Source organism: Pseudaminobacter soli (ex Zhang et al. 2022) (genome assembly GCF_014595955.1).
Classification (GTDB): Bacteria; Pseudomonadota; Alphaproteobacteria; order Rhizobiales; family Rhizobiaceae; genus Kumtagia; species Kumtagia pseudosoli.
In genome coordinates this window covers 67,195-92,751 of record NZ_JABVCF010000012.1, presented here as the reverse complement: position 1 = coordinate 92,751, position 25,557 = coordinate 67,195, and the positions used below count along the sequence as shown (strand labels likewise).

The window sequence follows — 25,557 nt, the reverse complement described above, 5'->3', positions numbered from 1 at the left end:
AGGCCTCTTTACAGAGTACGGGTCACCATCTCGACGCGGAAGCACTCGATGATGTCGCCCTGGCGGATGTCCTCGTAGTTCTGGAAGGCCATGCCGCATTCCTGGCCGACCGGAACCTCCGGAACCTCGTCCTTGAAGCGCTTCAGCGTCTTCAGCGTGCCCTCGTGGATCACGACGCCGTCGCGGATCAGGCGCACGCCGGCGCCGCGTTCCACGCGGCCCTCGGTGACACGGCAGCCCGCGACCTTGCCGACCTTGGTGATGTTGAACACCTCCAGGATCTCGGCGTTGCCGAGGAAGGTCTCGCGCCGCTCCGGCGACAGGAGGCCCGACATCGCCGCCTTCACGTCATCCAACAGATTGTAGATGATGCTGTAGTAGCGGATCTCGATGCCGGCCTGCTCCGCAGCCTGGCGGGCCTGTGGGTTCGCACGGACGTTGAAGCCGATGATTGCGGCGCCGGACGTCTGCGCGAGCGAAACGTCGCTCTCGGTGATCGCGCCCGCGCCGCCATGGACGATGCGCGCCCGCACTTCGTCGTTGCCGAGCTTCTCGAGCGAGGCCGCGATCGCCTCGACGGAGCCCTGCATGTCGGCCTTCACCACCAGCGGGAACTCCTTCACGCCGGCCGACTGCAGCTGCGACATCATCTGCTCCAGCGAACCACGCTGGTTGACGTGCCGTGCCGCGGCCTTGTCGCGCGCCTTGCGCTGGCGGTACTCGGTGATCTCGCGGGCGCGAGCCTCCGAATCCACGACCGCGAAACGGTCGCCCGCCATAGGCGTGCCTTGAAGGCCCAGCACCTCCACGGGCTGCGACGGCAGGGCGCCTTCCAGCGACTCGCCTCGATCGTCGAGAATGGCGCGGATGCGGCCCCACTCGTTGCCGGCCACGACGATGTCGCCCACCAGCAGGTCGCCCGTCTTGATGAGCAGCGTGGCGACAGCGCCGCGGCCCTTGTCGAGCTTGGCCTCGATGACGACGCCCTCCGCGGTGCGGTCCGGATTGGCCTTTAGGTCGAGCAGTTCGGCTTGCAACAGGATCGCTTCGAGCAGCTTGTCGATGTTCGTGCCCTTGGTGGCCGAGACCTCGACGTCGAGGATTTCACCGCCCATGGATTCCACGAACACGTCGTGTTGGAGCAGTTCGGTCCGCACCTTCTGCGGGTTGGCCGACGGCTTGTCGATCTTGTTGATGGCAACGATGATCGGAACACCAGCCGCCTTGGCGTGGCTGATCGACTCGATCGTCTGCGGCATGACCGAATCGTCTGCCGCAACCACGAGGACGGCGATGTCCGTCACCTGCGCGCCACGTGCACGCATCGCGGTGAACGCCGCGTGACCGGGCGTGTCGATGAAGGTGATCTTGTTGCCGTTCTTCTCGACCTGATAGGCGCCGATATGCTGGGTAATGCCGCCCGCCTCGCCGGAAGCGATGTTGGCGCTGCGGATGGCGTCGAGCAGCGAGGTCTTGCCGTGGTCGACGTGACCCATGATGGTGACCACCGGCGGCCGCGACTGCAGGTCTTCCGGATTGTCCGGACCGCCGAAGAAGCCTTCCTCGATGTCGGCTTCGGCGACGCGGCGAACCGTGTGGCCGAATTCCGACGCCACGAGCTCCGCGGTGTCGGCATCGAGCACGTCGCCGGGCTTCAGGATCTGGCCCTGCTTCATGAAGTACTTGACGACGTCCACGGCGCGCTCGGACATGCGCTGCGCCAGTTCCTGGATGGTGATGGTCTCGGGAAGCACCACCTCGCGCGAGATCTTCTCGCGCGGCTCCTGCTGCATCGCGCGCTTGAACTTCTCCTGGCGGCGACGCATCGAGGAGAGCGAGCGCGAACGAGAGTCCTGATCCCCGGTCGCAGTGACGACCGTGAGCTTGCCGCGGCGGCGATCGTCCTCCCCTTTACCGCGGGCCGGACGAGCGAGTTCGGCAGCCGACGGGCGGCGCGGCGGTGCGCCGCGCAGGCCTGCGCCTGCGCCTGCGCCTGCGCCACTGCGGGGACGCGTGGATTCGTCCTCATCAGGAGACACGTCGAGTTGAGGAGCGCGGCGGCGCGCTTCTTCCTCGGACCGGCGACGGGCTTCCGCCTCCTTCTGGAGACGGGCTTCTTCCTCGGCCTGGCGGCGCGCGGAGGCCTCGCGCTCGAGACGGCGCTGTTCTTCATCTTCCTGACGCCGCTTGGCATCGGCGGCCGCCCGGGCGCGGTCCTCCAACTCGCGCGCCTGCGAGCCTTCCAGGGCGCGGCGGCGGGCCTCGATCTCGCCGCGGGAGAGCTCGTTCAGGACCATCCCGGTGCGTGCGGGACGCGGCGAAGCGGGGCGTGATGGCTGGCCGGCGGGGCCGGATTGGGAACGCGGCTGAGCAGAGCCCTGCGGCCGTGATTGCGCGGACCCCTGCGGCCTTGACTGACCGGACGCCTGAGGCCGCGGCTGGCCAGAAGATTGCGGGCGCGTGGAGACAGGGGCAGCGGAGCGAACCGGCTCAGGCGCCGGCGCCGCGGCAGGAGTTTCGGGACGAGTCGGGGCCGCCGTGGGCGCAGTTGTAGCTTCAGGCGCCTGCGGGGCCGGAGCGGCTGCAGGTGCAGCGGCGGGTGGGGCAGCGGCTGGCGCAGCAGTTGCCGGGGTAGGCTGTGGCTGCGGAGCGACCGGAGCAGCCGTGGGCGCAGCAGCGGCAGGGGCAGGCTGCGGACGCGCAGCCGGGGCGGCAGCGGGTGCGGGGGCAGCAGTCTGCGGACGCGGCGCGGCAGCCGGCGCTTGCGGTGCTTCGGCGCGGTCGCCGGGCATCGTGAACTTGCGCTTCTTGGTCTCGACGACCACGGACTTGCTGCGCCCGTGCGAGAAATTCTGGCGCACCGTGCCCTGCTCGAGGCCCGGCCTCTTCAGGGTCAGTGTCTTCTTCGGGTGAACGGTCAACGTATGGTCGTCGCCGGACTTCGTATCGCTCATTCCATATCCTCTGCGGCGGCCTCGTCTCCGGCGATCGCCGCAAACATCGCCTCGTCGTCCGGGGAGCCGCCCCGGTAGCGGTCGAGCGCCGTGAGGCGCCTTTGAGCCGCCCGTCCCGCCTCCTTCGCGAGAACGGCAGCATGTATCACATTTGTGCCGCCCAATGCCAAACTCAAATCGGCTTCCGAGAAAAGTTTGTAGGCGCGGATTTTCGGGCCGCCGAGATGGGCTGTGGCACGCCTTGCCTGGGTGATCTTCCTGACCCCGTCTGGCGAGGCATCCGTCGCGTGAAGCACAAGCAGCGCTTCACCGGTACGGACCGCATTTTCGACCTTTGCGGCGCCCAATGCAACCGCTCCGGCCTTCCGGGCCAGCCCCACGGCACCCAAGGCCGACTGGGTCATGACCTGGTCGATGAGTTCAGGCAGGTCTGGAGAGACGGTAACCTGACGCTTGAAGGCGCGCGCGAACAGGTTCTTCGCCACCGCCCTGCTCACATGTAGGCGCTCCGCCGTCACCCAGCAACCGCGGCCGGGCAGTTTTCTCTTCAGATCGGGAACGACCGTGCCGTCGGGCGCGACGACGAACCGGATGAGATCATCCGGCTCGCGGCGCTCGCGCGTCACGATGCAAGTGCGATCGTTCATCTCGTCGTGAAGGGACTGCCTGGAGATGGGTCACCTCACGCGTCCGCCGTTTCGGCGTCTTGTTCGGCTTCGGCGGCCATTTCCTCCTCGCTGATCCACCCGGCCTTCAGGCGGGCGGCGAGAACCATGTTCTCGGCGTCGGCGCGCGACACGTCATGCGGGGCGAGCACGCCCGGATACATCTTGGTCTCGCCGTCCTTGCGCTCCTTCCAGCCGACGAGATCGTCGACGGCGTAACCGGCGAAGTCCTCTATGGTCTTAACGCCGTCCTCGCCGAGCGTGACCATCATCGCGGTGGTCATGCCGGGGATTTCGCGCAGTTCGTCCTGCACGCCGAGCTTCGTGCGCTTCTCGTCGTGCTCGGCCTCGATCTTCTGCAGGTAGTCGCGTGCACGCGACTGGATCTCCTGCGCGGTCTCCTCGTCGAAGCCGTCGATGGAGGAGATCTCGCTGGCGTCCACGTAGGCGACTTCCTCGACGCTGGTGAAGCCTTCGGAGGCAAGCACCTGGCCGACCATCTCGTCGACGTCGAGCGCCTCCATGAAGAGGTTGGAGCGTTCCACGAACTCCTTCTGGCGCCGCTGCGACTCTTCCTCCTCGGTGAGGATGTCGATGTCCCAGCCGGTGAGTTGCGAGGCGAGGCGAACGTTCTGGCCGCGGCGGCCGATCGCCAGCGACAGCTGGTCGTCCGGAACCACCACCTCGATGCGCTCGGCGTCCTCATCGAGGACGACCTTGGCGACTTCCGCCGGCTGCAAGGCGTTGACGATGAAGGAGGCCGCGTTCGGCGACCACGGGATGATGTCGATTTTTTCGCCCTGCAACTCGGCAACGACCGCCTGCACGCGGCTGCCGCGCATGCCGACGCAGGCGCCGACCGGGTCGATGGAGGAATCGCGGCTGATCACGGCGATCTTGGCGCGCGAGCCGGGGTCGCGGGCGACCGACTTGATCTCGATGATGCCGTCATAGATCTCCGGCACTTCCATGGTGAACAGCTTCGCCATGAACTGCGGATGGGTGCGCGACAGGAAGATCTGCGGGCCGCGCTGCTCGCGCCGCACGTCATAGACGTAGGCTCGCACTCGGTCGCCATACTTGTAGGTCTCGCGCGGGATCAACTCGTCGCGGCGGATGATCGCCTCGCCGCGGCCGAGGTCGACGATCACGTTGCCGTACTCGACGCGCTTCACCGTGCCGTTGACGATCTCGCCGATGCGATCCTTGTACTCGTCGTACTGGCGGTCGCGCTCGGCCTCGCGCACCTTCTGCACGATCACCTGCTTGGCCGACTGTGCGGCGATGCGGCCGAAATCCATCGGCGGCAATTGCTCGGCGATGAAGTCGCCGATTTCGGCGTCGGGGTTGCGCTCGCGTGCGCCGGCAAGCGAGATCTGAGTGGCGTAGTCCTCGACGCTCTCGACGACCTCCATCAGCCGCTGCAGCTTCATCTCGCCCGTCTGCGGGTTGATGTCGGCGCGGATGTTGGTCTCCTGGCCATAGCGCGAGCGCGCTGCCTTCTGGATGGCGTCGGCCATGGCGGCGATCACGATGCTCTTGTCGATTGACTTCTCGCGCGCGACCGCATCGGCGATCTGCAGCAGCTCAAGTCTGTTTGCACTGACTGCCATTTTGTTCTCCCAGCAGTTTCGCGAGCGCCCGGCGCCCGCGGATCAAAATATCACTCGTTCGGTTCTGCCGACTCAGCGGAGCCTTCGTCCGCTTCCGTGGTGTCTTCTTCGTCCGTTTCGCCGCGCCGCTTCTTGGCTTCCTTGCGCGCCTTGTTGTCCTTGCTCAGCGCCTCGCGAATCAGGTCGTCGGTCAGGATCAGCCGCGCCTCGGATACCGCCTCGTAGGGAATCCTGACGGTCAGATCCTCGCCGTAGGCCGGCTGGTCGCGCGCGATCAGCACACCCGCATCGTCCGCCTCTTCGATCTTGCCGCGGAACCGCTTGCGGTCCGCGACCATGATCGAGGTCTCGACCTTGACCAGATGCCCCTTGGCCGTGACGAAGTCGGACTTGCGCACCAGCGGCCGGTCGATGCCCGGCGACGAGACCTCCAGATGATAGGCCTTCTCGATCGGATCATCCACATCGAGCGCCGGGGAGACCGCGCGGCTCAGTTCCTCGCAGTCCTCGACGGTCATCGTGCCGTCCGGACGCTCCGCCATGATCTGCAGCGTCAGCCCGTTCTGGCCGGACAGCCGCACCCGCACCAACTGAAAACCCATCGCACGCATGACCGGCGCGATGATGGCCGCGACACGTGCCTCAGTTCCGCTCTCGCGGATAATGCGGTCGTCCGGTTCGCCTTGCTCGGCAGTCATTGCGTCTCCACCGGTCCGGGTAACAAAAAAGAGCGGGACCGGAGGGACCCACTCTTCGCCATACCGACCAAGAATTTGAAACGTATCTAGCCCCTCGGAGTGGGATTTTCAAGGCCGCCCAGCAAGGCGTCGCTTCTTTTTGATCACATATCGGCCGAGCGCCGAAACACCTCAAAGCTCGGCAATGCCGGGGAAGAAGAGATAGCAGGCGACGCTGATCACGATCAGATAGCCCAGCACCACCAGGCACCACAAGAAATTGTGCCGGATGACCTCGCCTTCGTTGCGCACGAAGCGGGTGGTGGAAACGCCGACGCTGGCGGTCTGCGGCGCGATCGGCTTTCCGATCTCCGCGCCGACCGAGTTGACGGTCGGCAACAGCAGCGGCGGGAAGCCGAGGATCTGCCCGACCAGTGCCTGGAACTTGCCGAACATCGCGTTGGTGGAGGTGTTGCTGCCCGACAGGGCGACGCCGATGAAGCCGAGAATGGGAGCAACCACGATAAAGCCGGTGCCGAGCGAGGAGAAAGCCTTCGCCAGCGACGCCGCCATGCCGGAATAGTTGTAGACATAGGCCAGGCCGAAAATAAATATGCCGACGAGCAAGGCTCCCCACGTCTGCGACCAGGTCTTGTTCCAGATTTCGCTGAGTTGCCGGCGGGTCACCCGCAGCAGCAATGCGACGATGATCCATGATGCCAGGATGGCCGAGCCGCCGACAAAGGGCGTCCATTTGAAAGCCGCCGCGATGGTCGCACCTTCCGAGATGGAGGATGCCGCGGCTACCTGCACATTCAGCAACGAGATGCTGGGCAGCTTGGACCAGGGGCCGGTCCAGGCGACCACGATGACAATCAGGACGGCGATCGGCATCCAGGCCTGGACGATGTCGCCGGTGGAAAGGCCATGATCGGCGGCCGACATTCCAGGACTAGCCAGCGGCGCGCCACCATAGGCTCGCATCTGCCTGGGCTGCCAGAATTTGAGCAGGATCAGCAGGCAGGCGAAGCACACGATGGCGCCGGCGACATCCGGCAGATAGGGGCCGAGAAGGGTGCCGACCGGCAATTGGCCGGCAATATAGGCGAGCGACCCGACCACCGCGAGGGGCCATGCCTCCCACATGCCTACACTGCCGGAGACGAGATAGAGCAGGATCCACGGCGGCAGCAGCGCAAGGATCGCGACGATCTTGCTGATCGAGGCCGATAGCGCCAGCAAGGGATAGCCGGTGACGGCGGCGAGCGCGATGATCGGCGCGCCGAGCGCTCCGTAGGATACCGGCGCATTGTTGGCGATCGCGGCCACCCGGATTGCGTCGAGATCCGGAATCCCGATAGCGATCAAAATCGGGGCTACGAATGCCCAGGGATAGCCAAAGCCGACAAGGCCTTCCAGGAGGGCGCCAAACGCCCAGGCGAACAAGATGGTCTGAACACGAACGTCTTGTGTTCCCTGCGCAATGAGCCATCGGCGCAGTTTGTCGAATGCGCCGGTGGTGACCAGCGTATTGAAAAGCATCACACCCCAGAACACGATCCAGTCGACATTCCATACGCCTGTCGCCGAGCCGTAGAGGTAGGCGAGGGCGCCGTCGCCGAGCGGCATGCGCCAGATCAAGAGCGCGAGCAAAAAGGTGATGATCGACCCAACGAGCGTCGCGACCCAGGCCGACCAGCGCAGCGCGGCCAGCATGAAAAGCAATGCAGCGACCGGGATCAGGGCGATGATCCAGGTGACGAACAAATTCCCGGTGGGATTAAGAACTTGGCTGAACATGTGAAAGACCGCCCATATGAGAGCTCGCGCAGGCCCGCGCGCGGACGTTTCACGTTTTCCTCAAGCGAATGATCGAGGCGAGAGCCAGGATTCCCAGTTGCAACGAAGGGATCTCGTTTCGATCGCCAGGCCCTTCCAAGGCCCCTGCAACGCTTGCCGTTTCGGCAATTCGTGCAAGTTTGCAGCTTAGCAGATTATGCCTGCAACGTTAAGTCGATCGGATGACGAGAGGCTGTCAGGAATTTGGGATCGGTGTGTTGAACAGGCCGACAGGAGCCGCCGCCGCGCCCCTGCGCAAGCTCGGCATCGATCCGCCTGAAACTGCCCGGGTCAAGTACCGATGAGAACTTGGCTTCCCGCCGAGTTCCGTTCAGTCTTCGTCTGTCGCCAACTGCGCCAAAACCTTGCCGCGTCCGCGCATCCGCAGCCACAGCGGCAGCAGCAGCGCCGTGAGCGCCAGCAGCCACAGCGCGATGGCGATCCACGAGTGGAACAGCGCCATTGGATCGCCTTGGCTGATCTGCAGCGCCTGGCGTAGGCTTTTCTCGGCCATTGGGCCCAGAATCAGGCCGACCACCACCGGCGCGATCGGATAGCCGAAGCGCCGCAGCAGATAGCCGAGCACGCCGAAGGCGAGCAGCAGGCCGAGCCCGAACGAGACGGGAACCGGACCGAGCATGGAGGTCGAGCCGTCGGCCCCGATCGTGCCGAGCGTGGCGAAGACCAGGATGCCGGCATAGAGCCACGGTTTGGGGATGGTCAGCAGGCGCACCCACAGGCCGATCAGCGGCAGGTTGAGAACCAAGAGCATCAAGTTTGCGACGAGAAGGCTGGCGATCAGGCCCCAGACCAGCGGCGCGTTGGTTACGAACAGGAGCGGACCGGGCTGCATCCCGAATTGCTGGAAACCGGCGAGCATGATCGCGGCGGTCGCCGTCGTCGGCAGCCCCAAAGTGAGCAGCGGCACCAGCGTCCCGGCCGCCGAGGCGTTGTTCGCCGCCTCCGGGCCCGCAACACCCTCGATCGCGCCCTTGCCGAACTCTTCCGGGTGCTTCGAAAAATTCCGCTCGGCCGAGTAGGAGAGGAAGCTGGCGACATCGGCTCCGCCGGCCGGCATCGCCCCGATCGGGAAGCCGATCGCGGTGCCGCGCAGCCAGGGCATCCAGGAACGCTTCCAGTCCGCGCGCGTCATCATTACCGATCCCTTGATCGCCTGGGCCTTCTCGCCGCCGAAGCGATGGCCGGCGACGACGGCCAGCGTCTCGCCGATTGCAAAGAGCGCGACTGCAAGCGTTGTCACCGAAATGCCGTCGAAAAGGTTTGGCAGACCCATGGTGAGCCGGGCCTGCCCGGTCAGTTGGTCGATGCCGATCAGGCCGAGTGCAAGCCCGATCACCAGGGCAGTGAGGCCGCGCAGCGTGGATTCGCCGAACGCCGCCGATACGGTCATGAAGGCGAGCAGCATCAGCGCGAAATATTCGGAAGGACCGAAGGAGAGCGCGAACTTCACCACCGTCGGCGCGATGAAGGCGAGGCCCAGGGTCGCGATCAGCCCGGCTACGAAGGATCCGATCGCCGCGGTCGCCAGCGCCGGCCCGCCGCGCCCCTGCCGCGCCATCTTGTTCCCTTCCAGCGCCGTCACGATCGAGGCGCTCTCGCCCGGCGTGTTGAGCAGGATCGAGGTGGTCGAGCCGCCGTACATGCCGCCGTAGTAGATGCCGGCGAACATGATCAGCGATCCGGCCGGGTCGAGCTTGTAGGTGACGGGCAGGAGCAGGGCGACGGTGAGCGCCGGCCCGATCCCGGGGAGGACGCCAACAGCCGTGCCCAGGGTCACCCCGATCAGCGCGTAGAGCAGGTTGGCCGGTTGCAGCGCAACCAGCAGACCCTGTGCAAGAAGGTCGAAGGTGGCCATTGCTGTCCTAGAAGAAGAGCGATTCCAGAGGGCCGGCTGGCAAAGAGAGCTGCAAGCCCTTGGCGAAAATAAACCAGACGATGAACGAGAATACGATGCCCACCGGGATGGTGAGCCAGAGCGGGCCGCGGCCGAAGCCGCGTGCGGTCGCGGCGAAGAGCAGGCCCGTGGCAATCGAGAAGCCGACCGTCTTCATGGTCAGCATCTGCACGGCCAGGCCGCCGATCACCCAGACCATCGGCCCGACGTCCTGTCGCTCGCGCTCCGGGAAATCGCCGCGTAGCGCCGCAACAACTGTCAGCACGCCCAGCACGAACATGGCGACGGCGATGATATAGGGCACCGTCTTGGGACCGACTGGCGAGTAGGTCGCGATTCCCCCTGCGGAATAGGCGCTCCAGCCGATGCCGACCGCGGCGAGGATCAGGGCCGCGGCGATGACAAGCGCCGCCCGATCGGGGCGGCGCTTCTGAGCCAGGCTCGAGTCGAGCCTCATTTGACGAGGCCGATCTCTTTCAGGATCACGGTGGTGGACTCGATGTCCTTGTTGAGCTGCTTGGAGAACTCGTCACCGGCGAGGAAAGTGTCCGCCCAACCCTTGTCGTTCAGCGTCTTCTGCCAGGTCGCGGACTTGGCCATCTTCCCGATCTCGGCGGTGATTGCGTGCTTCTGCTCGTCGGTGATGCCCGGAGCGGCTGCAACCATGCGCCAGTTCTGGATCGAGACGTCAGCGCCGCCTTCCTTGAAGGTCGGCGCATCGATGCCCTCGATCCGCTCGTCGCTCGAGATGCCGATCAGGCGCAGCGTGCCGGCCTTCACCTGTTCGGCGAATTCGCCATAGCCCGAGATGCCGACGGTGACCTGGTTGCCGAGGATGGCGGCCAGCGCCTCGCCGCCGCCCGAGAAGGCGATGTAGTTGACCTTGGTCGGGTCGACGCCGATGGCCTTGGCGATGAGGCCGGCCGTGATGTGGTCGGTACCGCCGGCGGAGCCGCCGGCCCACGAAACCGAACCGGGGTCTGCCTTCAGCTTCTCGACCAGCCCGGCCATGTCCTTGATGTCGGACGCGGCGGGAACGACGATCGCCTCGTACTCGCCGGTGAGCCGGGCGATCGGCGTCACCTGCTCGAGGGTGACCGGCGAGTTGTTGGTGAGGATCGCACCGACCATCACGTATCCGCCGACGATGAGCTGGCTCGGGTCGCCATTCGCCTGATTCACGAACTGCGCGAGGCCGATCGTGCCGCCGGCGCCGGGAACGTTGGTGACCTGCACATTGCTCGAAATGCCTTCGTCCTGCAGTGCGGCCTGCATGGAGCGGGCGGTCTGGTCCCAGCCGCCGCCAGGCGCGGCCGGCGCCATGATCTTGTAATCGGCGGCATGGGCCGACAGCGTCAGCAATCCGCTCACCAAAGTGGTCAGAAAGAAATGTTTCACCCGTTCCTCCTAGTTACGTTGCCTGCTTGGCGGCATAGGTTGTCTTTGCTTGGTGCTGCGTAAGCCAGCACGCCGGCGGCATTCGAGCGGCGGTCCCAGCCATGGCAGGCCGCCTTCGCTCGCAGATGCGGGGCAGATTGGCAAGTGCTCCCCATTCGGTGACCATACGACCAGATAGCGCACATGGCCGCGCGGCGCAGACCCTCTCGCGAACCGATAATGCCCGAGATCGTGGCCGAACGCTATCGGGGCAGGAGCGCGCACCGACACAGAGTGGTACGAGGCATTACCGGCGGCGGAAGGTGAGATAGGCTGGCCGGCGTCCTTCCCGCAGCGCCTTCGCTTCGTAACGGGTGCCTGGCCAGCCCTCGAAGGGCAGGTCCCAGTCAGCGGCCTCGCGCGCCGTCCACTTGAAGGCTCCGTGCGCACGGCAGTGGAGCAGGGTCCAGTTGACGTAAGTGTTGATGTCTGAGGCGAAGCGAAATTCGCCGCCGCTGCGTAGCGCGCGCGCCATACGGTCGAGATTAGTCTGGCTGACGAAACGTCGCTTCCAATGCCGCTTCTTCGGCCAGGGATCCGGATAGAGGAGGACGATGCGATCGAGGCTGCCGGCGGGCAGCCAGTCCAGCAACCTGATCGCGTCATCGTCGAAGACGCGCAGGTTCGGGCGAGGCTCCGCCTGCACCCGGGCCATCAGCTTGGCCATTCCGTTGACGAAAGGCTCCACCCCTATGAAGCCGACCTCCGGCTCCTCGGTCAGGGTATGGAAGAGATGCTCTCCGCCGCCGAAACCGATTTCCAGCCGCACCTGGCTGACGGGAACGGGGAAGAGTTCGCGCAGGTCAGCCGGGGCGGGTGTCGTCAGGTCGAGCCCGCAGCGCTGCAGGCCCGCGGCAAGCGCCTCGGCCTGGCCGGCGCGGACGGGCTTGCCGCGCCGGCGCCCGAAGAAGCCCTCGGTTGCGCGGCTCGGCCGCCCATCATCCGTCATTTCGGCGAAAACCACTGTCAGGCGGCGAGCGCCTGCTTGAGCGGCTTCACGAGGTCCGTCTTCTCCCAGGAGAAGGAGCCGTCGCGCCCCGGCTTGCGGCCGAAGTGCCCATAGGCGGTCGTCTTTGCATAGATCGGCTTGTTGAGGTCGAGGTGCTTGCGGATGCCGCTCGGCGACAGGTCCATCACCTCGCGAAGCGCCTCCTCGAGCCGGGCCTCCTCGACCTTACCGGTGCCGTGCAGGTCGACATAGATCGACAGCGGCTGCGCCACGCCGATCGCGTAGGAGAGTTGGATGGTGCAGCGGTCGGCGAGGCCGGCGGCCACGACGTTCTTGGCGAGGTAGCGCGCAGCGTAAGCGGCCGAACGGTCGACCTTGGTCGTGTCCTTGCCGGAGAATGCTCCGCCGCCGTGCGGTGCGGCGCCGCCATAGGTGTCGACGATGATCTTGCGGCCGGTGAGCCCCGCGTCGCCGTCAGGTCCCCCGATCACGAACTTACCGGTGGGGTTGACGTACCACTTGCAGTCGCCGGCGATCTTCAGGTCCCCGAGGGCCTCGCGGATATATGGCTCGACCACCTCGCGGACCTTACTCGAGTCCCAGTTTGGATCGAGATGCTGGGTGGAGAGCACGATCTGGGTGACTTCGGCAGGCTTGCCGTCGACATAGCGGACCGTTACCTGGCTCTTGGCATCCGGGCCGAGCCGGCCCGCATCGCTGGAATTGGCGCGCCGCGCTTCCGACAGGATCTCCAGGATCTTGTGGCTGTAGTAGATCGGCGCCGGCATAAGCTCCGGAGTCTCGCGGCAGGCATAGCCGAACATGATGCCCTGGTCGCCCGCGCCCTCTGTATTGGAATCCTGCGCACGGTCGACGCCCTGTGCGATATCCGCGGACTGGCCGTGCAGAAGCACGTCGATCTTGGCGCTCTTCCAGTGGAAACCGGCCTGTTCGTAGCCGATGTCGCGGATCGCCTTGCGGGCAGCGGACTTGAACTTTGACGGATTGATCAGCGCATGGCCGCTGCCGTCCTTGAGAACCTTGCCATCCTTGTCCTTCTTCAGCAGCGTGTCCGGAACCCGAACCTCGCCGGCGATGATGACGCGGTTGGTGGTGGCGAGCGTCTCGCATGCGACGCGCACGTCCCAGGGGTTCATCCCTGCTTTCTTGGCCTCGCGGTAGACGAGATCGACGATTTCGTCGGAGATTCGGTCGCAGACCTTGTCGGGATGACCTTCCGATACAGATTCGGATGTAAAAAGATAGTTCTGGCGCGCCACGGGTGTCCCCTCAAGAAGGCTGAACGGCACAATGCCGCAGTCGGCAAAGGGGATAACGAAGGCCAGCGCGGCGCGTCAAGACTAACCCCTGTCAATACTTGTGAACCAGTCAGCGGGCGCTCTGGTCAAGACGACCTGGACGGCTTAGCTGCCTTCTTCTGCGGCCAGCGCCTTGACCAGGTCGATGATCCGGCGCCGAACCTTGGAGTCGCTGATCTTCACGAAGGCGCGGTTCAGCTGCAGGCCTTCAGTGCTCGTGCAGAAGTCGATGGCGAGGCTGGCGGAGGCATCCTCGGCAAGCCCGCGATTCGCGCTGTCCTGTCCCGGAGCATCCTCGAAAAGAAACGAGACCGGGACGCCAAGCACTTCGGCGATCGCCTGAAGGCGACTGGCCCCTACACGGTTGGTGCCTTTTTCGTATTTCTGTATCTGCTGAAAGGTAATGCCAAGTGTTTCGCCAAGTTTTTCTTGGCTCATACCTAGCATGTTCCTGCGAAGCCGAATCCGGCTGCCCACATGAATGTCGGTTGGATTTGGTTTCTTCTTGTTTTCCTTGGTGACCATCTTCACCTCGCCGTTCCCGAGACGCTTTCTCTCCGGCTAAACCGCGAGAACGCTGGCACTTAGCTTCGTCTATATACAAGTCCTGCCGCTACGTAAAACGAGCCCGCACCAACCCCAAGGCGGCAAACACTCCCATCAGGAAGACCATCGCTAGCCCGACCATCTCATTGTTGACCGATCTATGTGCCGCCTTCCGGGGAACGGACAGTTCCACGTCGAGATAACCCCGAGCATTCACGCCAAAGGCGTCGACAATGCGTCCGTAGGCGTCCACCGCGCCTGAAATACCTGTATTGGCCGCACGTACCAGAGGCATTCCCGTTTCGACCGAACGCACCTGAGCCTGGCGAAAGTGCTGATATGGGCTCGGGGTATCCCCGAACCACGCGTCGTTCGTTACGTTGACAATAATATCAGATGACGCAGCGTCAACATCCACCAGTTGGGGAAAGATGATCTCGTAGCAGATGAAGGGCACCGCCGAGAGGCCACCCGGAAGGGTGATGGCGCGGCGGACCGCGCCTGCGGCGAAGTTCATGGGTCCGGCGACCATCTGCTCGATGCCGATCTTGGCCAACCATTCCGCAAAGGGCAGGTATTCGCCAAATGGCACGAGGTGGATCTTGTCGACTGCCTCGACGATCTCGCCACCGGCATCGATCGCCACGACCGAGTTGTAATAGATTTCCGAAGACTTCGATCGTACTCCCTCGTCGCGCACCGCCCCCGCCAGCAGCATCTGTCCGTCGGTCAGCATCGCCCCCAGCGCTGCCAGTGCATCCGGCCGATCCGTGAACAGGAACGGCACCGAAGTTTCGGGCCACAGGATCAACTGCGGCTTCTTCTGCCCCTCGGCAGGAGGCTCTCCGCTAGAGCGCATCAGTTCTGCGAACACCCGGTCCTCAAATGCGGCGTCCCACTTCTCGGACATACTGACCGAGGGTTGGACGATACGCACGGCGATCGTGCTCCGAGGCTGCTCCGGGGCCTGGGAGAGCCGGTAGAAGCCGAAGCCGACATGCAGGGTGCAGAGCACTAGCGCCATCGCCATCCCCAGCCGCCGATCCCGGTCGCCCGACAGCAGAGCCGGCATAGCGAAGAGGAAGGTCCCAAGCGCATTCATGCCGATAAGGCCGACCACCGATGCGCTCTGCATCAGCACCGGGACCGGCATCGCCGCGTAGCCGACGGCATTCCAGGGGAACCCTGTGAACAGGAACGTCCTCAGCCACTCGGTGAAACCGAAGGCGAAGGCGAGGGCGGCGATGCGGCCGATGCCGTCGCTCCACAACAGCCGCGCCAGCGCGGCGGCAAAGCCGTAGAAGAAGGCAAGCAGCAGCGGGATCCCGAGCACGGCCAGCGGCAGGGCCCAGGCATAGGTCTCGGCCTCGACAAGCACGGCGCTGCCGATCCACCACAGGCCGGCCAGGAAATAGCCGAAGCCGAACCACCAGCCGATCGCGAAAGTCGGCCGTAGGCGTCCGATCGGGCCGGCCCCCACTTCAGGGGAGGCGCCGTCGATCAGCCAGACGAGGATGGGGAACGAAACGAAACCGACCGCGAAGAAGTCGTAGGGCGCCTGGGCAAGGACCAACAGGGCGCCGGCCAGGAATGCGGTCGCGGCGCGGCGCCACCCCGACAGCAGGATAATACGTCCAGCCAGGCGCTGCATGCGCGGCTCCGAGTCGCGAATCAGGATCATAGATGTATCAGGGCAGGCTCTTCGCGCGAACGGCAAAACCGCCGTCGCGCAACCTCAAGGTGTCCAGCGCGAAGCGAGAGCCACGGGTCAGCCTGCATGTAGCGTAACCTGGCCCCTGGCGACGTCGAAAAACTGGGCCCTGCCCGTCAGGCTCGAGAACAGGCCGATTTCCGTACCGGTCATGAAGGCCTGGCAGCCGATCTCCTCCAATATGTCGAACAGCGCTGTCCGTCGCTGCTGGTCGAGGTGGGCGGCGATCTCGTCGAGGAGCACCAGCGGGACCTGACCGGAGACATCGCCGGAGAGCCGCGCATGCGAAAGCACCAGACCTATGAGAAGCGCCTTCTGTTCGCCGGTCGAGCAGTACTGCGCTTCCATTGCCTTCGGCCGGTGGCGGACCAGCAGGTCGGACCGGTGTGGTCCTTCGAGGGTGCGGCCCGCCGCCTGATCCCGAAACCGTTCGGCGGCGAGCCGCTCCCTGAACTTCTCTTCGACGTCGCTTGCGGGAGACGAGGCGATTGCCTCTTCCAGAGAGCCGACAAGGGTAGTGTCGGCCTGCGGGAACGGTCCCTCTGCGGGCATCCGGGCGATCATGGCCGAAAGCAGGCGGATGAGCTCTACGCGGGCGGCAGCAATGGCCACTCCGGTCTCGGCCATCTGCGCCTCGATTGCGGAGAACCAAGCCTGGTCGCGCGAGGCCTCGGCGAGCAGCCTATTGCGCGACCGCATCGCCTTCTCATAGTCGAGAGCGCGCTGGCCGTGTCCGGGGTCGATGGTCAGCACCAGCCGGTCCAGGAAGCGCCTGCGCTCGGCCGCCGGCCCGGTGAACAGCGTGTCCATGGAAGGCGTCAGCCATACGACGCGAGCCCATTCCAGCAGCGCGTCGGCCGATTTCGCCGGCGCGCCGTTGATGCGAATGCGCCTTCCGCTCTCACCGGGAGCCGAACCGGCCGTGCCGGTGCCGATCTCGACGGCGCCGAACGGGCCTTCGAGAACGGCATGGACTGCGAACCCATCCTGGGCGCCGGCGCGCACGATCTCGTCATAGGCGGCGCGCCGCAGCCCGCGCCCTGGAGAGAGCATCGAGATCGCTTCGAGCAGGTTGGTCTTGCCGGCGCCGTTGTCGCCGACGAAGACGGCCGAGCGCGGCTCGATGGCAAGATCGAGGCTTTCGTAATTGCGGAACTTGGCGAGGCGCAGCCTGACCAGGCGAACCCGCGCCGGATGGTCGGTCATAGGGTGGGGGCGTTGCTCCGGATCACACCCGCATCGGCATCAGGACATAGAGCGTATCCTCGTCCGTCGTGTCGTGGATGAGCGTCGGCGAGCCGGCGTCTGCCAGCATGAAGCGGGCATTCTCTCCGCTAAGTTGGGCCGCGACATCCAGCAGGTACTTGGCGTTGAAGCCGATCTCCATCGGATCGGCGTCGTAGTCGGCCGGGAGTTCGTCGGTCGCGCTGCCCGAATCCGGATTATTGACTGTAAGCGTAAGCTGACCATCGGCGATCGACAGCTTGACCGCGCGGCCACGCTCCGAGGAAACGGTGGAAACGCGATCGACGGCGCGGGCGAAGCTATCGCGATCGATCACCAGCCGCTTGTCATTCCCGGTCGGAATGACGCGCTGATAGTCGGGGAAGGTGCCGTCGATCAGCTTCGAGGTAAGCACGACCGCACCGATGGTGAAGCGGATCTTGGTGTCGGAGAGCTCGACCGTGACCACCACATCTGGCGTGTCGACCAGCTTCTGCAATTCGCTCACCGTCTTGCGCGGGATGATGATGCCGGGCATGCCCTCCGCGCCCGACGGCGCGTCCATCTCGGCGCGCGCGAGGCGGTGGCCGTCGGTCGCGACCGAGCGCAGCTTCAGCTTCCCTCCGGTTTCGACGGTATGGAAATAGATGCCGTTCAGATAATAGCGGGTCTCTTCCGTGGAGATCGCGAACTGCGTCTTGTCGATGAGCTTCTTCAGCGCCGCCGCATCCATGCGGAAGGTGTGGGTGAAGGAGCCAGCGGTGAGCTGCGGGAAATCGGACTGCGGCAGGCACTGCAGGCGGAAGCTGGAGCGGCCCGCGACCACCGACATAGCGTTGCCGTCCTCGTCCGTGCGCAGCATGACTTCCGCGCCGTCGGGCAGCTTGCGGACGATTTCGTAGAGAAGATGCGCCGGCACGGTCGTGCCGCCGGGCTGCTCCACCTGCGCCGGTGTCGCCTCGGTGATCTCGAGGTCGAGGTCCGTCGCCTTCATCTCCAGGCTCTGGCCGTCGCTCGTCAGCATCACGTTGGACAGGATCGGGATAGTGTTCCGCCGCTCCACCACGCGATGCACGTGATTGAGCGACTTGAGCAGGTTGGCACGTTCCAGAATGACACGCATGACGAAAGGCTCGAATGCTTGGAGCGGATAGTCCGCCGGTGTTCCCGGCCGCCTGGCTGTGGCGGGATTTTCCGCAGACTGACAGGAAAAATCAGGCAAAGGCAAGCCCGCGAACCGGCATGGCAGCCGTTCCGCGGGCTTTGTCGACAACCTGAGCCGGGTAACCCGGCGTCGTGCGGGTGGTCAGGTGGTCTGGTCGCTGATCAGCCTGCGCAGCAACTCGAGTTCCTGGGCCAGCGAGTTGTCGTTACCCGACAGGTCCTCGATCTTGCGGACTGCGTGGAGAACGGTGGTGTGGTCCCGTCCGCCGAAGCGGCGGCCGATCTCCGGCAGCGAGCGCGGCGTCATCACCTTGGCGAGATACATGGCGATCTGCCGCGGCTTGACGATGGTGCGGGTGCGCCGGTTGGACAAGAGTTCCGTCTTCGACACGTTGTAGTGCCGTGCCACGACCCGCTGGATGTCCTCGATGCGCGGGCGCTTCGGCTCGCCCGACTTGTACATGTGACGCAAGAGGTCGTCGACGCGGTCGATCGTCAACTGCGGCTCGAAGCTCAGCCGGAACAGCAACTGGTTGAAGGCACCTTCCAACTCGCGCCCGCTGCCGGTCACCGCCTGGGCGATGTGGACGAGGATGTCCTCGCCGATCTCCACCGACGTATCCTCGGCCTTCGCCGCGGCGAGACGCACTCTCAGCATGCTGAGCCGCATCGCGAAGTCGGGGGCGGACATTTCCAGCGAAACGCCGCCGTTCAGACGCGAGCGCACGCGCGGCTCCAGCGACTCGAGTTCCGCCGGCGGGCGGTCGGCCGCGACGACGACCTGCCGTGCGCTGTCGAGCAGCATGTTGATCAGATGGCAGAATTCGTTCTGGATCGACTTGCCCTGCAGGAACTGCATGTCGTCGATGATCAGGAGGTCGATGTCGCGCAACTGCTCCTTGAGGGTGAGCGCGTTGTTGTCGCGGATCGCTGTGGCGAAGCGCCACATGAAGTATTCTGCGGTGAGATAGACGACGCGCGCCCTGGGGTCCCGACGCACCGCCTCCGCGGCGATCGCCTGCAGGAGATGGGTCTTGCCCAGGCCGACCGAGGCATGGAGGAACAGCGGATTGAAACGCGACGCCGACTCCGCCACCGCCTTGGCCGCCGCCAGCGCTACCCGATTGGCGCTTCCCTCGACGAAGGACTCGAAGGTGTAGCGCGGGTCGAGCGGCGAGCCCAGCACGCTGCTCTTCTGATCGCTGTCGGCAACGACGGCGCGACGGACGGGCTCCCTAGCGGGCGCCGGCCCGGCGGTGGTCCCGGCAGAGAGGGTCGACTGGAACTGACGCACCGGCTTGCGCGCAACCGCGGTATCGCTCTCGACCATCTGGCGCGGGGCCCGCGTCGCGGTGCGCACGATGAACTCTACCTTCAGGATATCGGGCTGTTCCTGCTTCCAGAGTTCGTGAATGAGATCGAGATAGTGGCTGTTGATCCAGGAGCGCAGGAAAGCGGTAGGCACGGAGATGCGCACCAGCCCCTTCGAGGCCTCCGACAACTTCATGCGGGCGAACCAACTGGAATAGACGTCTGCGCCTAGTCGCGCCTTGAGCTGGGCCTTCACCCGCTCGAACACGGCCTCGGCACCCTCATTGCCCACATCGCTCTCCTCGGTCACCTTGACTGGAAAAAGGAAGCCTTCCTTCGGCTCCCCGTCGACGCCGCCATGCATCTTTTCCACCTCGTTCTTCCTTCCTGACCGCGCTGCCGCGCAGCGCGAATCCTTCGACATCAGGCCGCGCCGCCGTCGCGGGACCGCTCGAACACAATTGCACCGAGGGTGCCGATGACCGGGACCCGCCGCGGGGCAAAAGCACCCCAACTCCAGCCGAGGGCCGAAGCGTTACTTGTCTGTTACGCTGAATGCCACCCCACTCTCGCTACATCGAAACGAGACGCGCAGTCCTAGCACGGGACAAAATAATCCCGCGTTCACAAAGCCCCCGCTGTGCTAGGATTGGCTGTTCAGGCCGCCTCGTTTGATGGCCGGACTGTAGCCAACCCGGCGGGCGCTCTCAAGGTACCCCGAAACTGTTTTTTAAACTTTGCCGGCAACGAAATCGGTCATCTTTCTGCCAAAACATTGTGAATCAAAACCTTGCGCGTAACTGGAGAAAATATTGCCGGCTGCGAATTTTTTCTCTTGACTCTCGTAGTACCCGGAAGGGCGCCATACCTTTGTGGATTGTCTGTGGATAAGATGAGCTTAACTGACTACAGAGTCTAAAGAATTCGTTTCAAAGAGGCTGATCTTTGCGCCGGTAGTTGCCAGTACCCTAAGGGAAGTATTGGCTTTCCTGACCCATGGATATGGTTCCGATCTGGGTGGCCGAGCGATGTCCGCAAGCTCGCAAGGTAGCCTGACGCCGCATCAAGTCGGGCAGTCGGCCGACGCCAGTTGGTGGGGATGCTGACCGGAATGGCGAGATAAGCCATGCCTGCATTTTGCCGACGTTACGGAATAGCTCGGCAGCCCGAAGCCTTGGCTGACTGGGAGAGGGCCTATTCCAGATAAGCTAGTGGAGCGGCTGCCAGGAACTGCCAGGATGGTCGAGTTCCGATCCTGGGGCGCCTATGGCTGAGCGAAGATCCGCTGCGAGAGGGGCCGGTTCTTCGCGGATGCGGCCTTAAGACAGAACGGCGCAAACAAAAACCCGGCCTGAAAGGCCGGGTTAGAGATAACCGAATGAAGAAAGATCAGGCGGACAGAGACTTCACGCGCTGCGCGAGACGCGAAACCTTCCGCGACGCGGTATTGCGGTGAAGTACGCCCTTGGTTGCGGCGCGCATCAGTTCCGGCTGGGCGGCCTGAAATGCGGCCTCCGCGGCAGCCTTGTCGCCGGCGGCCAGCGCCTCTTCCACCTTGCGCACGTACGTGCGGACGCGCGAGCGACGGTTCTTGTTGACCGCGGTGCGACGGGCGATCTTGCGCGTAGCTTTCTTGGCCGAGGACGTGTTGGCCATATTGCCTCTCTCGATCTCTGTGATGGCGGCCCGCATCCGCGAGCAAAACACTGTCGGGCAGCCGCAGGCCGCCCGGATTGGTCGGGCTTATAGAGGAGCTTTGCCCGGCCGTCAACGCCGGATCGCCCGGCCGGCAAGAATCTCGCGGCCTCAGCGGTTCCGGAAGTCGGGCTTCCGCTTTTCCGAGAAGGCCGCCATGCCTTCCTTCTGATCCTCGAACGCGAACAACGAGTGGAAGACCCGGCGCTCGAACCGCAGTCCCTCGGCCAGCGTCGTCTCGTAGGAGCGGTTGACCGCCTCCTTCGCCATCATAACAGCGGGCAACGAGAACGAGGCGATCTTCTCCGCCGCCTTGAGCGCCTCGTCGACAAGCTCGCCGGCGGGAACGACACGGGAAACCAGTCCGCAGCGTTCCGCCTCGGCTGCGTCCATCATCCTGCCGGTCAGGCACATGTCCATCGCCTTGGACTTGCCGACAAAGCGAGTGAGGCGCTGCGAGCCGCCCATGCCGGGGATGACGCCCAGCGTGATCTCCGGCTGGCCGAACTTTGCCGTGTCGGCCGCGATGATGAAGTCGCACATCATGGCGAGTTCGCAGCCGCCGCCCAGCGCATACCCCGCCACCGCGGCGATGATCGGCTTGCGGATCCGGGTGAACTCCTCCCAGCCGCTGAAGAGGTCGCCAAGATACATGTCCAGATAGCTCTTGGACTGCATCTCCTTGATGTCGGCGCCGGCCGCGAAGGCTTTTTCCGAACCGGTCAGCACCATCGCGCTGATCTCCGGATCGGCATCGTATGCCTTGGTGGCCGCAAGCAGTTCCGACAGCACCTGGCCGTTCAGCGCATTGAGCGCCTTCGGCCTGTTCAGCGTGATCAGGCCGACTCTTCCGCGGGTCTCGACCGTGATGGTTTCGTACGCCATTTATCCGCTCCTGCTTGTTCCAGCCGTGGCTATCCTACTTCTGGCAGGACCGGCAATAGAAGGTCGAGCGGCCGGACTGGACGATCCGTTCGACATGGCCGCCACATCCCGTGCGGGGGCAGGGCGCACCCTCCCGGTCGTAGACCGAGAAGGAGCGCTGGAAGTAGCCCAGCGAGCCGTCCGTCTGGATGTGATCGCGAAGCGACGAGCCGCCGGCCTCGATCGCCTCGGCGATCACGGTGCGGATCGCGGCCGCCAGCGCTTCGCTGCGCTCCTTCGCGCGCTTGCCGGGGCCGGCGATGCTGCCGGCTTGCCTCAGGGGCGACAGCCCGGCGCGCCACAGCGCCTCGCAGACATAGATGTTGCCGAGCCCCGCGATCGTGCGCTGGTCGAGGAGCGCGGCTTTGAGCGGGGCGATGCGGCCGCTCAGCCGCTCGCGCAGCAAGGCCCCGCCAAGCTCGTTGCCGTTGGGCTCGGGGCCGAGATCCGCCAGCATCGGATGGCTGGCCGCGCCATCCTCAGCGAAGAGCATGAAGCCGAAGCGGCGCGGATCGTTGAAGATGACGCGAGCCGGACCGGCCGCGTTTTCCAGATGGAACACGACATGGTCGTGCAGCCCGGACTTCGACCGTTCGTGGTGGAACTGGCCGGGCATCCCTGAGGACCCCTCCTGCTCGATCCGGAACGAACCCGACATGCCGAGATGGCAGATGAGGGCAGGGCCCTTTTCTATGTCCATAACGAGATACTTCGCTCGCCGGCCGAGGCTGTCGATGCGCTTTCCCGCAAGTCGCTCGGCGAACTGCTCAGGGAAGGGAAAGCGCAGGTCGGGTCGGCGAAGCTCGACCCTATCGATACGCGCGCCTTCCATCACCGGCTGGAGCCCCCGCCGGACGGTTTCCACCTCGGGCAGTTCAGGCATTTTCTTCAATCACTTCCGAGAATGGGGTGCCGTGCGGTCCCTTGGGCAGACCGAGATGCGCCGCAATGGTTTCCGCGATGTCGGCATAGGTTGCGCGCAGGCCGGCCGATCCACCGCGCCTGCCTAGGGCCACGCCGAAGATCGGAACCCGCTCGCGCGTGTGGTCGGTTCCCCGCCAGGTCGGATCGCAGCCGTGGTCGGCAGTCAGGATGAGGAGGTCTCCCGGTCGCAGCCTGGCAAGCGCTTCCGGCAGACGGCGATCGAAGGCTTCCAGCGCCTCGGCATAGCCGGGAACGTCCCGGCGGTGGCCGAAATTCGTATCGAAGTCGACGAAATTGGCGAAGACCAGATCGCCGTCCTTCGCGTCGTCCATGGCGACAAGCGTCTTGTCGAAGAGCGGCAGGTTGCCGGAGGCCTTGCGCACTTCGCTGATCCCCCGATGGGCGAAGATGTCGCCGATCTTGCCCATCGCGATCACGCGTCCGCCGTGCTCGACAACGCGGTCGAGCAGCGTGGCCTCCGGCGGCGGCACGGCATAGTCGCGGCGGTTCCCGGTCCGCTCGAACGAACCGGCGGCCTCGCCGACGAAGGGCCGGGCGATCACCCTGCCGATGTTGAGCGGATCGACCAACCGCCGCACCGTCCGGCAGAGTTCGTAAAGCCGTTCCAGGCCGAAATGGGTTTCGTGCGCCGCGATCTGGAGCACGGAGTCGACCGAGGTGTAGCAGATCGGCTTGCCGGTCCGGATATGCTCCTCGCCGAACTCTTCGATCACGCCGGTTCCCGAGGCATGGCAATTGCCGAGAATGCCGGGCACTGCGCCCTCGCGGATGATCGCCTCGGTAAGCTCCGGCGGAAAGGCTGGTACCGTTTCCGGGAAATAACCCCAGGCGAACGGCACCGGGATCCCGGCGATCTCCCAATGACCGGTGATGGTGTCCTTGCCGATCGACACCTCCTCGGCCGCGCCATGGAAGGATCCGCTCAGAAGCGCGGCGCCCTCGAATGGGTCCGCGCCGCCTGCGATCCGGGCAGCGCGGCCAAGCCCGAGAGCGGCCATCACCGGCAGCTTTAGAGGTCCGCGGCGCAAGCCCTCCTGGTCGGCGCCGCCTATGGCAGCCGACTTGGCGATATGGCCGAGCGTGTCGGCGCCGGCATCGTCGAAACGGGCCGCATCCGGCGCGCCGCCGACGCCGAAAGAGTCGAGAACGAAAAGAAAGGCTCGTGCCATCAATCAGACCGAGGTGAAGGTTCTTTCAGATAGGCTTACCGGTCGGGGATGACAATTCGCCCGTGCGGCAACCAAATGACTAAACTTCGATTAACGTTCTAGCAATGTGTCTGAACGCTCAATGAAGCCGGCGGTGGGGCGCGGTTCAGCAGAGATGGGTGACGATCGCCCATCCGTTGGAGGATGCGTCTCATGCCGATGCCGCGACTGCTGGTCATCCTGTTGCTTGCCGTCTGCTTTGCAATTTCCTTCCAGGCGATCGTCGAGCTCGAGGGCAATCAACCGATCCCTTCACTGCTGGCCGGTCTCTGCGACTCGGGCGGGCGACGCCCCTGTCCGTGATCGACACGCCGCAGCCCAAGGCAGGTCTCGCATAGGTGTCCGGGTCTTGCTAAAGGGATTTTGAGGACAAGCGGCGCCGGACCTTGTTCCGTCCCAACCGGACGAGCAGGCGAAACGCCCGGCTCATGGCCAAGCGATCAGGAGGGGACGACATGGCTGCTGACGAATACGAGATTCTCGATCCGCGTTTCAGAAGGCTGTTCAACGGCAGCGCGCGTGTCGAAAAACTCTTCACCGGGTGCCGCTGGGCGGAGGGACCGGCATGGTTCGCGGCCGGCCGCTATTTGGTTTGGTCCGACATACCGAATAACCGGATGCTCCGTTACGACGAGACCGATGGCAGCGTCAGCGTCTTCCGGCAGCCCTGCGGGAATTCCAACGGCAACACGGTCGACCGGCAGGGCAGGCTCGTCACTTGCGAGCACTCCGGCCGGCGGGTGAGCCGCACCGAGCATGACGGCTCAATCACCACCATCGCCGATCGCTGGCAGGGCAAGCGGCTCAACTCGCCGAACGACGTGGTGGTGAAATCGGACGAATCGGTCTGGTTCACCGACCCGAGCTATGGCATCGACACCGACTATGAGGGCGACAAGGCCGACAGCGAGATCGGCGCCTGCTACGTCTACCGCGTCGATCCGCAGAGCGGGACTGTGGACGCCGTGATCACCGACATGGTGCGGCCGAACGGCATCGCCTTCTCTCCGGACGAGAGCAAGCTCTATGTGGTCGACACCGGCCGCACCCATGGCGACGAAAACCCGGCTCATATGCGCGTATTCAACATCGGCGAGCGCGGCAAGCTTTCGGGCGGCGAGGTCTTCGCGGACTGCACGGCCGGGCTCTTCGACGGTTTCCGCCTCGATACGGAGGGGCGCATCTGGACGAGCGCCGCCGACGGCATCCATTGCTACGATCCCGACGGCACGCTGATCGGCAAGGTGAAGGTGCCGGAGGTCGTGGCCAACTGCGCCTGGGGCGGTAACAAGAACAACGTACTCTATATCTGCGGCACCACCTCGCTCTACGCGGTGCGGCTGATGGTCAATGGCGTAAAACTCTGCTGATCTCGATCAGCACCTCGGCGGGACACCCGAACAGCCGCCCCGCCGAAGCCTGGCCTGCAGGTGTGGCCCAAACGCACTCGTGCGCGCATGG

Annotated in this window: 20 protein-coding genes and 2 pseudogenes; 2 read left to right on the top strand and 20 right to left on the bottom strand. The window is 64.8% G+C overall.

Features of this window, described 5'->3' with window-relative positions:
- Nucleotides 1–8: 8 nt before the first annotated feature.
- The 20 genes and pseudogenes from infB to HUI96_RS21045 form a co-directional block, all read right to left on the bottom strand.
- Nucleotides 9–2,396 (bottom strand): annotated as a pseudogene (gene infB, locus HUI96_RS21135) (translation initiation factor IF-2); the annotation flags it as partial.
- A gap of 117 nt (nucleotides 2,397–2,513) precedes the next feature.
- Nucleotides 2,514–2,954: pseudogene (locus HUI96_RS30300) on the bottom strand (translation initiation factor IF-2 associated domain-containing protein); the annotation flags it as partial.
- Nucleotides 2,951–3,601, bottom strand: a complete 651-nt coding sequence (locus HUI96_RS21130; protein ID WP_188256675.1) for an RNA-binding protein — start codon at nucleotides 3,599–3,601, stop codon at nucleotides 2,951–2,953. The pseudogene HUI96_RS30300 and the gene HUI96_RS21130, both read right to left, overlap by 4 nt.
- 35 nt (nucleotides 3,602–3,636) lie before the next feature.
- A complete protein-coding gene (gene nusA / locus HUI96_RS21125) occupies nucleotides 3,637–5,232 on the bottom strand; it encodes a transcription termination factor NusA (protein ID WP_188256674.1) in 1,596 nt (531 codons plus the stop codon).
- A 50-nt stretch (nucleotides 5,233–5,282) separates the two neighbouring features.
- Entirely contained in the window at nucleotides 5,283–5,930 is a 648-nt protein-coding gene (rimP, locus tag HUI96_RS21120) for a ribosome maturation factor RimP (protein ID WP_188256673.1), read from the bottom strand.
- 171 nt (nucleotides 5,931–6,101) lie between these two features.
- Nucleotides 6,102–7,709, bottom strand: a complete 1,608-nt coding sequence (locus HUI96_RS21115) for an L-lactate permease (protein WP_188256672.1) — start codon at nucleotides 7,707–7,709, stop codon at nucleotides 6,102–6,104.
- A 370-nt stretch (nucleotides 7,710–8,079) separates the two neighbouring features.
- Nucleotides 8,080–9,624 (bottom strand): tripartite tricarboxylate transporter permease, encoded by a 1,545-nt coding sequence (locus HUI96_RS21110; RefSeq protein ID WP_188256671.1) that lies wholly within the window; start codon nucleotides 9,622–9,624, stop codon nucleotides 8,080–8,082.
- A 7-nt stretch (nucleotides 9,625–9,631) separates the two neighbouring features.
- A complete protein-coding gene (locus tag HUI96_RS21105; RefSeq protein ID WP_188256670.1) occupies nucleotides 9,632–10,120 on the bottom strand; it encodes a tripartite tricarboxylate transporter TctB family protein in 489 nt (162 codons plus the stop codon).
- Nucleotides 10,117–11,061, bottom strand: a complete 945-nt coding sequence (locus tag HUI96_RS21100; RefSeq protein ID WP_188256669.1) for a tripartite tricarboxylate transporter substrate-binding protein — start codon at nucleotides 11,059–11,061, stop codon at nucleotides 10,117–10,119. The genes HUI96_RS21105 and HUI96_RS21100 overlap by 4 nt, the downstream gene beginning before the upstream one ends.
- Before the next feature lie 286 nt (nucleotides 11,062–11,347).
- Nucleotides 11,348–12,049 (bottom strand): tRNA (guanine(46)-N(7))-methyltransferase TrmB, encoded by a 702-nt coding sequence (gene trmB, locus HUI96_RS21095; RefSeq protein ID WP_188256668.1) that lies wholly within the window; start codon nucleotides 12,047–12,049, stop codon nucleotides 11,348–11,350.
- A 17-nt stretch (nucleotides 12,050–12,066) separates the two neighbouring features.
- Nucleotides 12,067–13,329 (bottom strand): methionine adenosyltransferase, encoded by a 1,263-nt coding sequence (gene metK / locus HUI96_RS21090; protein WP_188256667.1) that lies wholly within the window; start codon nucleotides 13,327–13,329, stop codon nucleotides 12,067–12,069.
- A gap of 144 nt (nucleotides 13,330–13,473) precedes the next feature.
- Nucleotides 13,474–13,893, bottom strand: coding sequence for a helix-turn-helix domain-containing protein (locus HUI96_RS21085; RefSeq protein ID WP_188256808.1), 420 nt, complete (start codon nucleotides 13,891–13,893; stop codon nucleotides 13,474–13,476).
- 88 nt (nucleotides 13,894–13,981) lie between these two features.
- Nucleotides 13,982–15,565, bottom strand: coding sequence for an apolipoprotein N-acyltransferase (gene lnt, locus HUI96_RS21080; protein WP_188256666.1), 1,584 nt, complete (start codon nucleotides 15,563–15,565; stop codon nucleotides 13,982–13,984).
- A 117-nt stretch (nucleotides 15,566–15,682) separates the two neighbouring features.
- Complete coding sequence (gene recF, locus HUI96_RS21075) at nucleotides 15,683–16,831, bottom strand: DNA replication/repair protein RecF (RefSeq protein ID WP_188256665.1); 1,149 nt, start codon at nucleotides 16,829–16,831, stop codon at nucleotides 15,683–15,685.
- A gap of 22 nt (nucleotides 16,832–16,853) precedes the next feature.
- Nucleotides 16,854–17,972 carry a DNA polymerase III subunit beta gene (dnaN, locus tag HUI96_RS21070; RefSeq protein WP_188256664.1) on the bottom strand — a complete coding sequence of 373 codons (1,119 nt, stop codon included), beginning with the start codon at nucleotides 17,970–17,972 and terminating at the stop codon, nucleotides 16,854–16,856.
- 183 nt (nucleotides 17,973–18,155) lie between these two features.
- Nucleotides 18,156–19,688, bottom strand: coding sequence for a chromosomal replication initiator protein DnaA (gene dnaA / locus HUI96_RS21065; protein WP_188256807.1), 1,533 nt, complete (start codon nucleotides 19,686–19,688; stop codon nucleotides 18,156–18,158).
- A 1,025-nt stretch (nucleotides 19,689–20,713) separates the two neighbouring features.
- The gene (gene rpsT, locus HUI96_RS21060) at nucleotides 20,714–20,980 is read right to left on the bottom strand and encodes a 30S ribosomal protein S20 (RefSeq protein ID WP_188256663.1); all 267 of its coding nucleotides are present in this window, start codon (nucleotides 20,978–20,980) and stop codon (nucleotides 20,714–20,716) included.
- A 150-nt stretch (nucleotides 20,981–21,130) separates the two neighbouring features.
- A complete protein-coding gene (locus HUI96_RS21055; RefSeq protein ID WP_188256662.1) occupies nucleotides 21,131–21,904 on the bottom strand; it encodes an enoyl-CoA hydratase in 774 nt (257 codons plus the stop codon).
- Between the two features lie 34 nt (nucleotides 21,905–21,938).
- Entirely contained in the window at nucleotides 21,939–22,826 is an 888-nt protein-coding gene (gene mutM, locus HUI96_RS21050; RefSeq protein WP_188256806.1) for a bifunctional DNA-formamidopyrimidine glycosylase/DNA-(apurinic or apyrimidinic site) lyase, read from the bottom strand.
- Nucleotides 22,819–24,057, bottom strand: a complete 1,239-nt coding sequence (locus HUI96_RS21045; RefSeq protein WP_188256661.1) for a phosphopentomutase — start codon at nucleotides 24,055–24,057, stop codon at nucleotides 22,819–22,821. The genes mutM and HUI96_RS21045 overlap by 8 nt, the downstream gene beginning before the upstream one ends.
- Nucleotides 24,058–24,249: 192 nt before the next feature.
- On the opposite strand from HUI96_RS21045, the gene HUI96_RS21040 reads away from it, so the two are divergent.
- Together HUI96_RS21040 and HUI96_RS21035 are read left to right on the top strand one after the other, a co-directional pair.
- Entirely contained in the window at nucleotides 24,250–24,399 is a 150-nt protein-coding gene (locus tag HUI96_RS21040) for a hypothetical protein (protein ID WP_188256660.1), read from the top strand.
- 152 nt (nucleotides 24,400–24,551) lie between these two features.
- On the top strand, nucleotides 24,552–25,466 hold the full coding sequence (locus tag HUI96_RS21035) for an SMP-30/gluconolactonase/LRE family protein (RefSeq protein WP_188256659.1): 915 nt from the start codon (nucleotides 24,552–24,554) through the stop codon (nucleotides 25,464–25,466).
- The last annotated feature ends 91 nt before the right edge of the window (nucleotides 25,467–25,557 follow it).

Excerpts from the sequence above, each read along its gene's own strand:
- HUI96_RS21055 (WP_188256662.1), bottom strand. The coding sequence starts at position 21,904 with ATGGCGTACGAAACCATCACGGTCGAGACCCGCGGAAGAGTCGGCCTG.
- dnaA (WP_188256807.1), bottom strand. The coding sequence starts at position 19,688 with ATGCATGGCGGCGTCGACGGGGAGCCGAAGGAAGGCTTCCTTTTTCCA.
- nusA (WP_188256674.1), bottom strand. The coding sequence starts at position 5,232 with ATGGCAGTCAGTGCAAACAGACTTGAGCTGCTGCAGATCGCCGATGCG.
- rimP (WP_188256673.1), bottom strand. The coding sequence starts at position 5,930 with ATGACTGCCGAGCAAGGCGAACCGGACGACCGCATTATCCGCGAGAGC.
- lnt (WP_188256666.1), bottom strand. The coding sequence starts at position 15,565 with ATGCAGCGCCTGGCTGGACGTATTATCCTGCTGTCGGGGTGGCGCCGC.
- HUI96_RS21035 (WP_188256659.1), top strand. The coding sequence starts at position 24,552 with ATGGCTGCTGACGAATACGAGATTCTCGATCCGCGTTTCAGAAGGCTG.
- recF (WP_188256665.1), bottom strand. The coding sequence starts at position 16,831 with ATGACCGACCATCCGGCGCGGGTTCGCCTGGTCAGGCTGCGCCTCGCC.
- mutM (WP_188256806.1), bottom strand. The coding sequence starts at position 22,826 with ATGCCTGAACTGCCCGAGGTGGAAACCGTCCGGCGGGGGCTCCAGCCG.
- trmB (WP_188256668.1), bottom strand. The coding sequence starts at position 12,049 with ATGACGGATGATGGGCGGCCGAGCCGCGCAACCGAGGGCTTCTTCGGG.
- HUI96_RS21105 (WP_188256670.1), bottom strand. The coding sequence starts at position 10,120 with ATGAGGCTCGACTCGAGCCTGGCTCAGAAGCGCCGCCCCGATCGGGCG.
- HUI96_RS21085 (WP_188256808.1), bottom strand. The coding sequence starts at position 13,893 with ATGGTCACCAAGGAAAACAAGAAGAAACCAAATCCAACCGACATTCAT.
- HUI96_RS21040 (WP_188256660.1), top strand. The coding sequence starts at position 24,250 with ATGCCGATGCCGCGACTGCTGGTCATCCTGTTGCTTGCCGTCTGCTTT.
- HUI96_RS21045 (WP_188256661.1), bottom strand. The coding sequence starts at position 24,057 with ATGGCACGAGCCTTTCTTTTCGTTCTCGACTCTTTCGGCGTCGGCGGC.
- HUI96_RS21130 (WP_188256675.1), bottom strand. The coding sequence starts at position 3,601 with ATGAACGATCGCACTTGCATCGTGACGCGCGAGCGCCGCGAGCCGGAT.
- HUI96_RS21115 (WP_188256672.1), bottom strand. The coding sequence starts at position 7,709 with ATGTTCAGCCAAGTTCTTAATCCCACCGGGAATTTGTTCGTCACCTGG.
- dnaN (WP_188256664.1), bottom strand. The coding sequence starts at position 17,972 with ATGCGTGTCATTCTGGAACGTGCCAACCTGCTCAAGTCGCTCAATCAC.
- rpsT (WP_188256663.1), bottom strand. The coding sequence starts at position 20,980 with ATGGCCAACACGTCCTCGGCCAAGAAAGCTACGCGCAAGATCGCCCGT.
- HUI96_RS21110 (WP_188256671.1), bottom strand. The coding sequence starts at position 9,624 with ATGGCCACCTTCGACCTTCTTGCACAGGGTCTGCTGGTTGCGCTGCAA.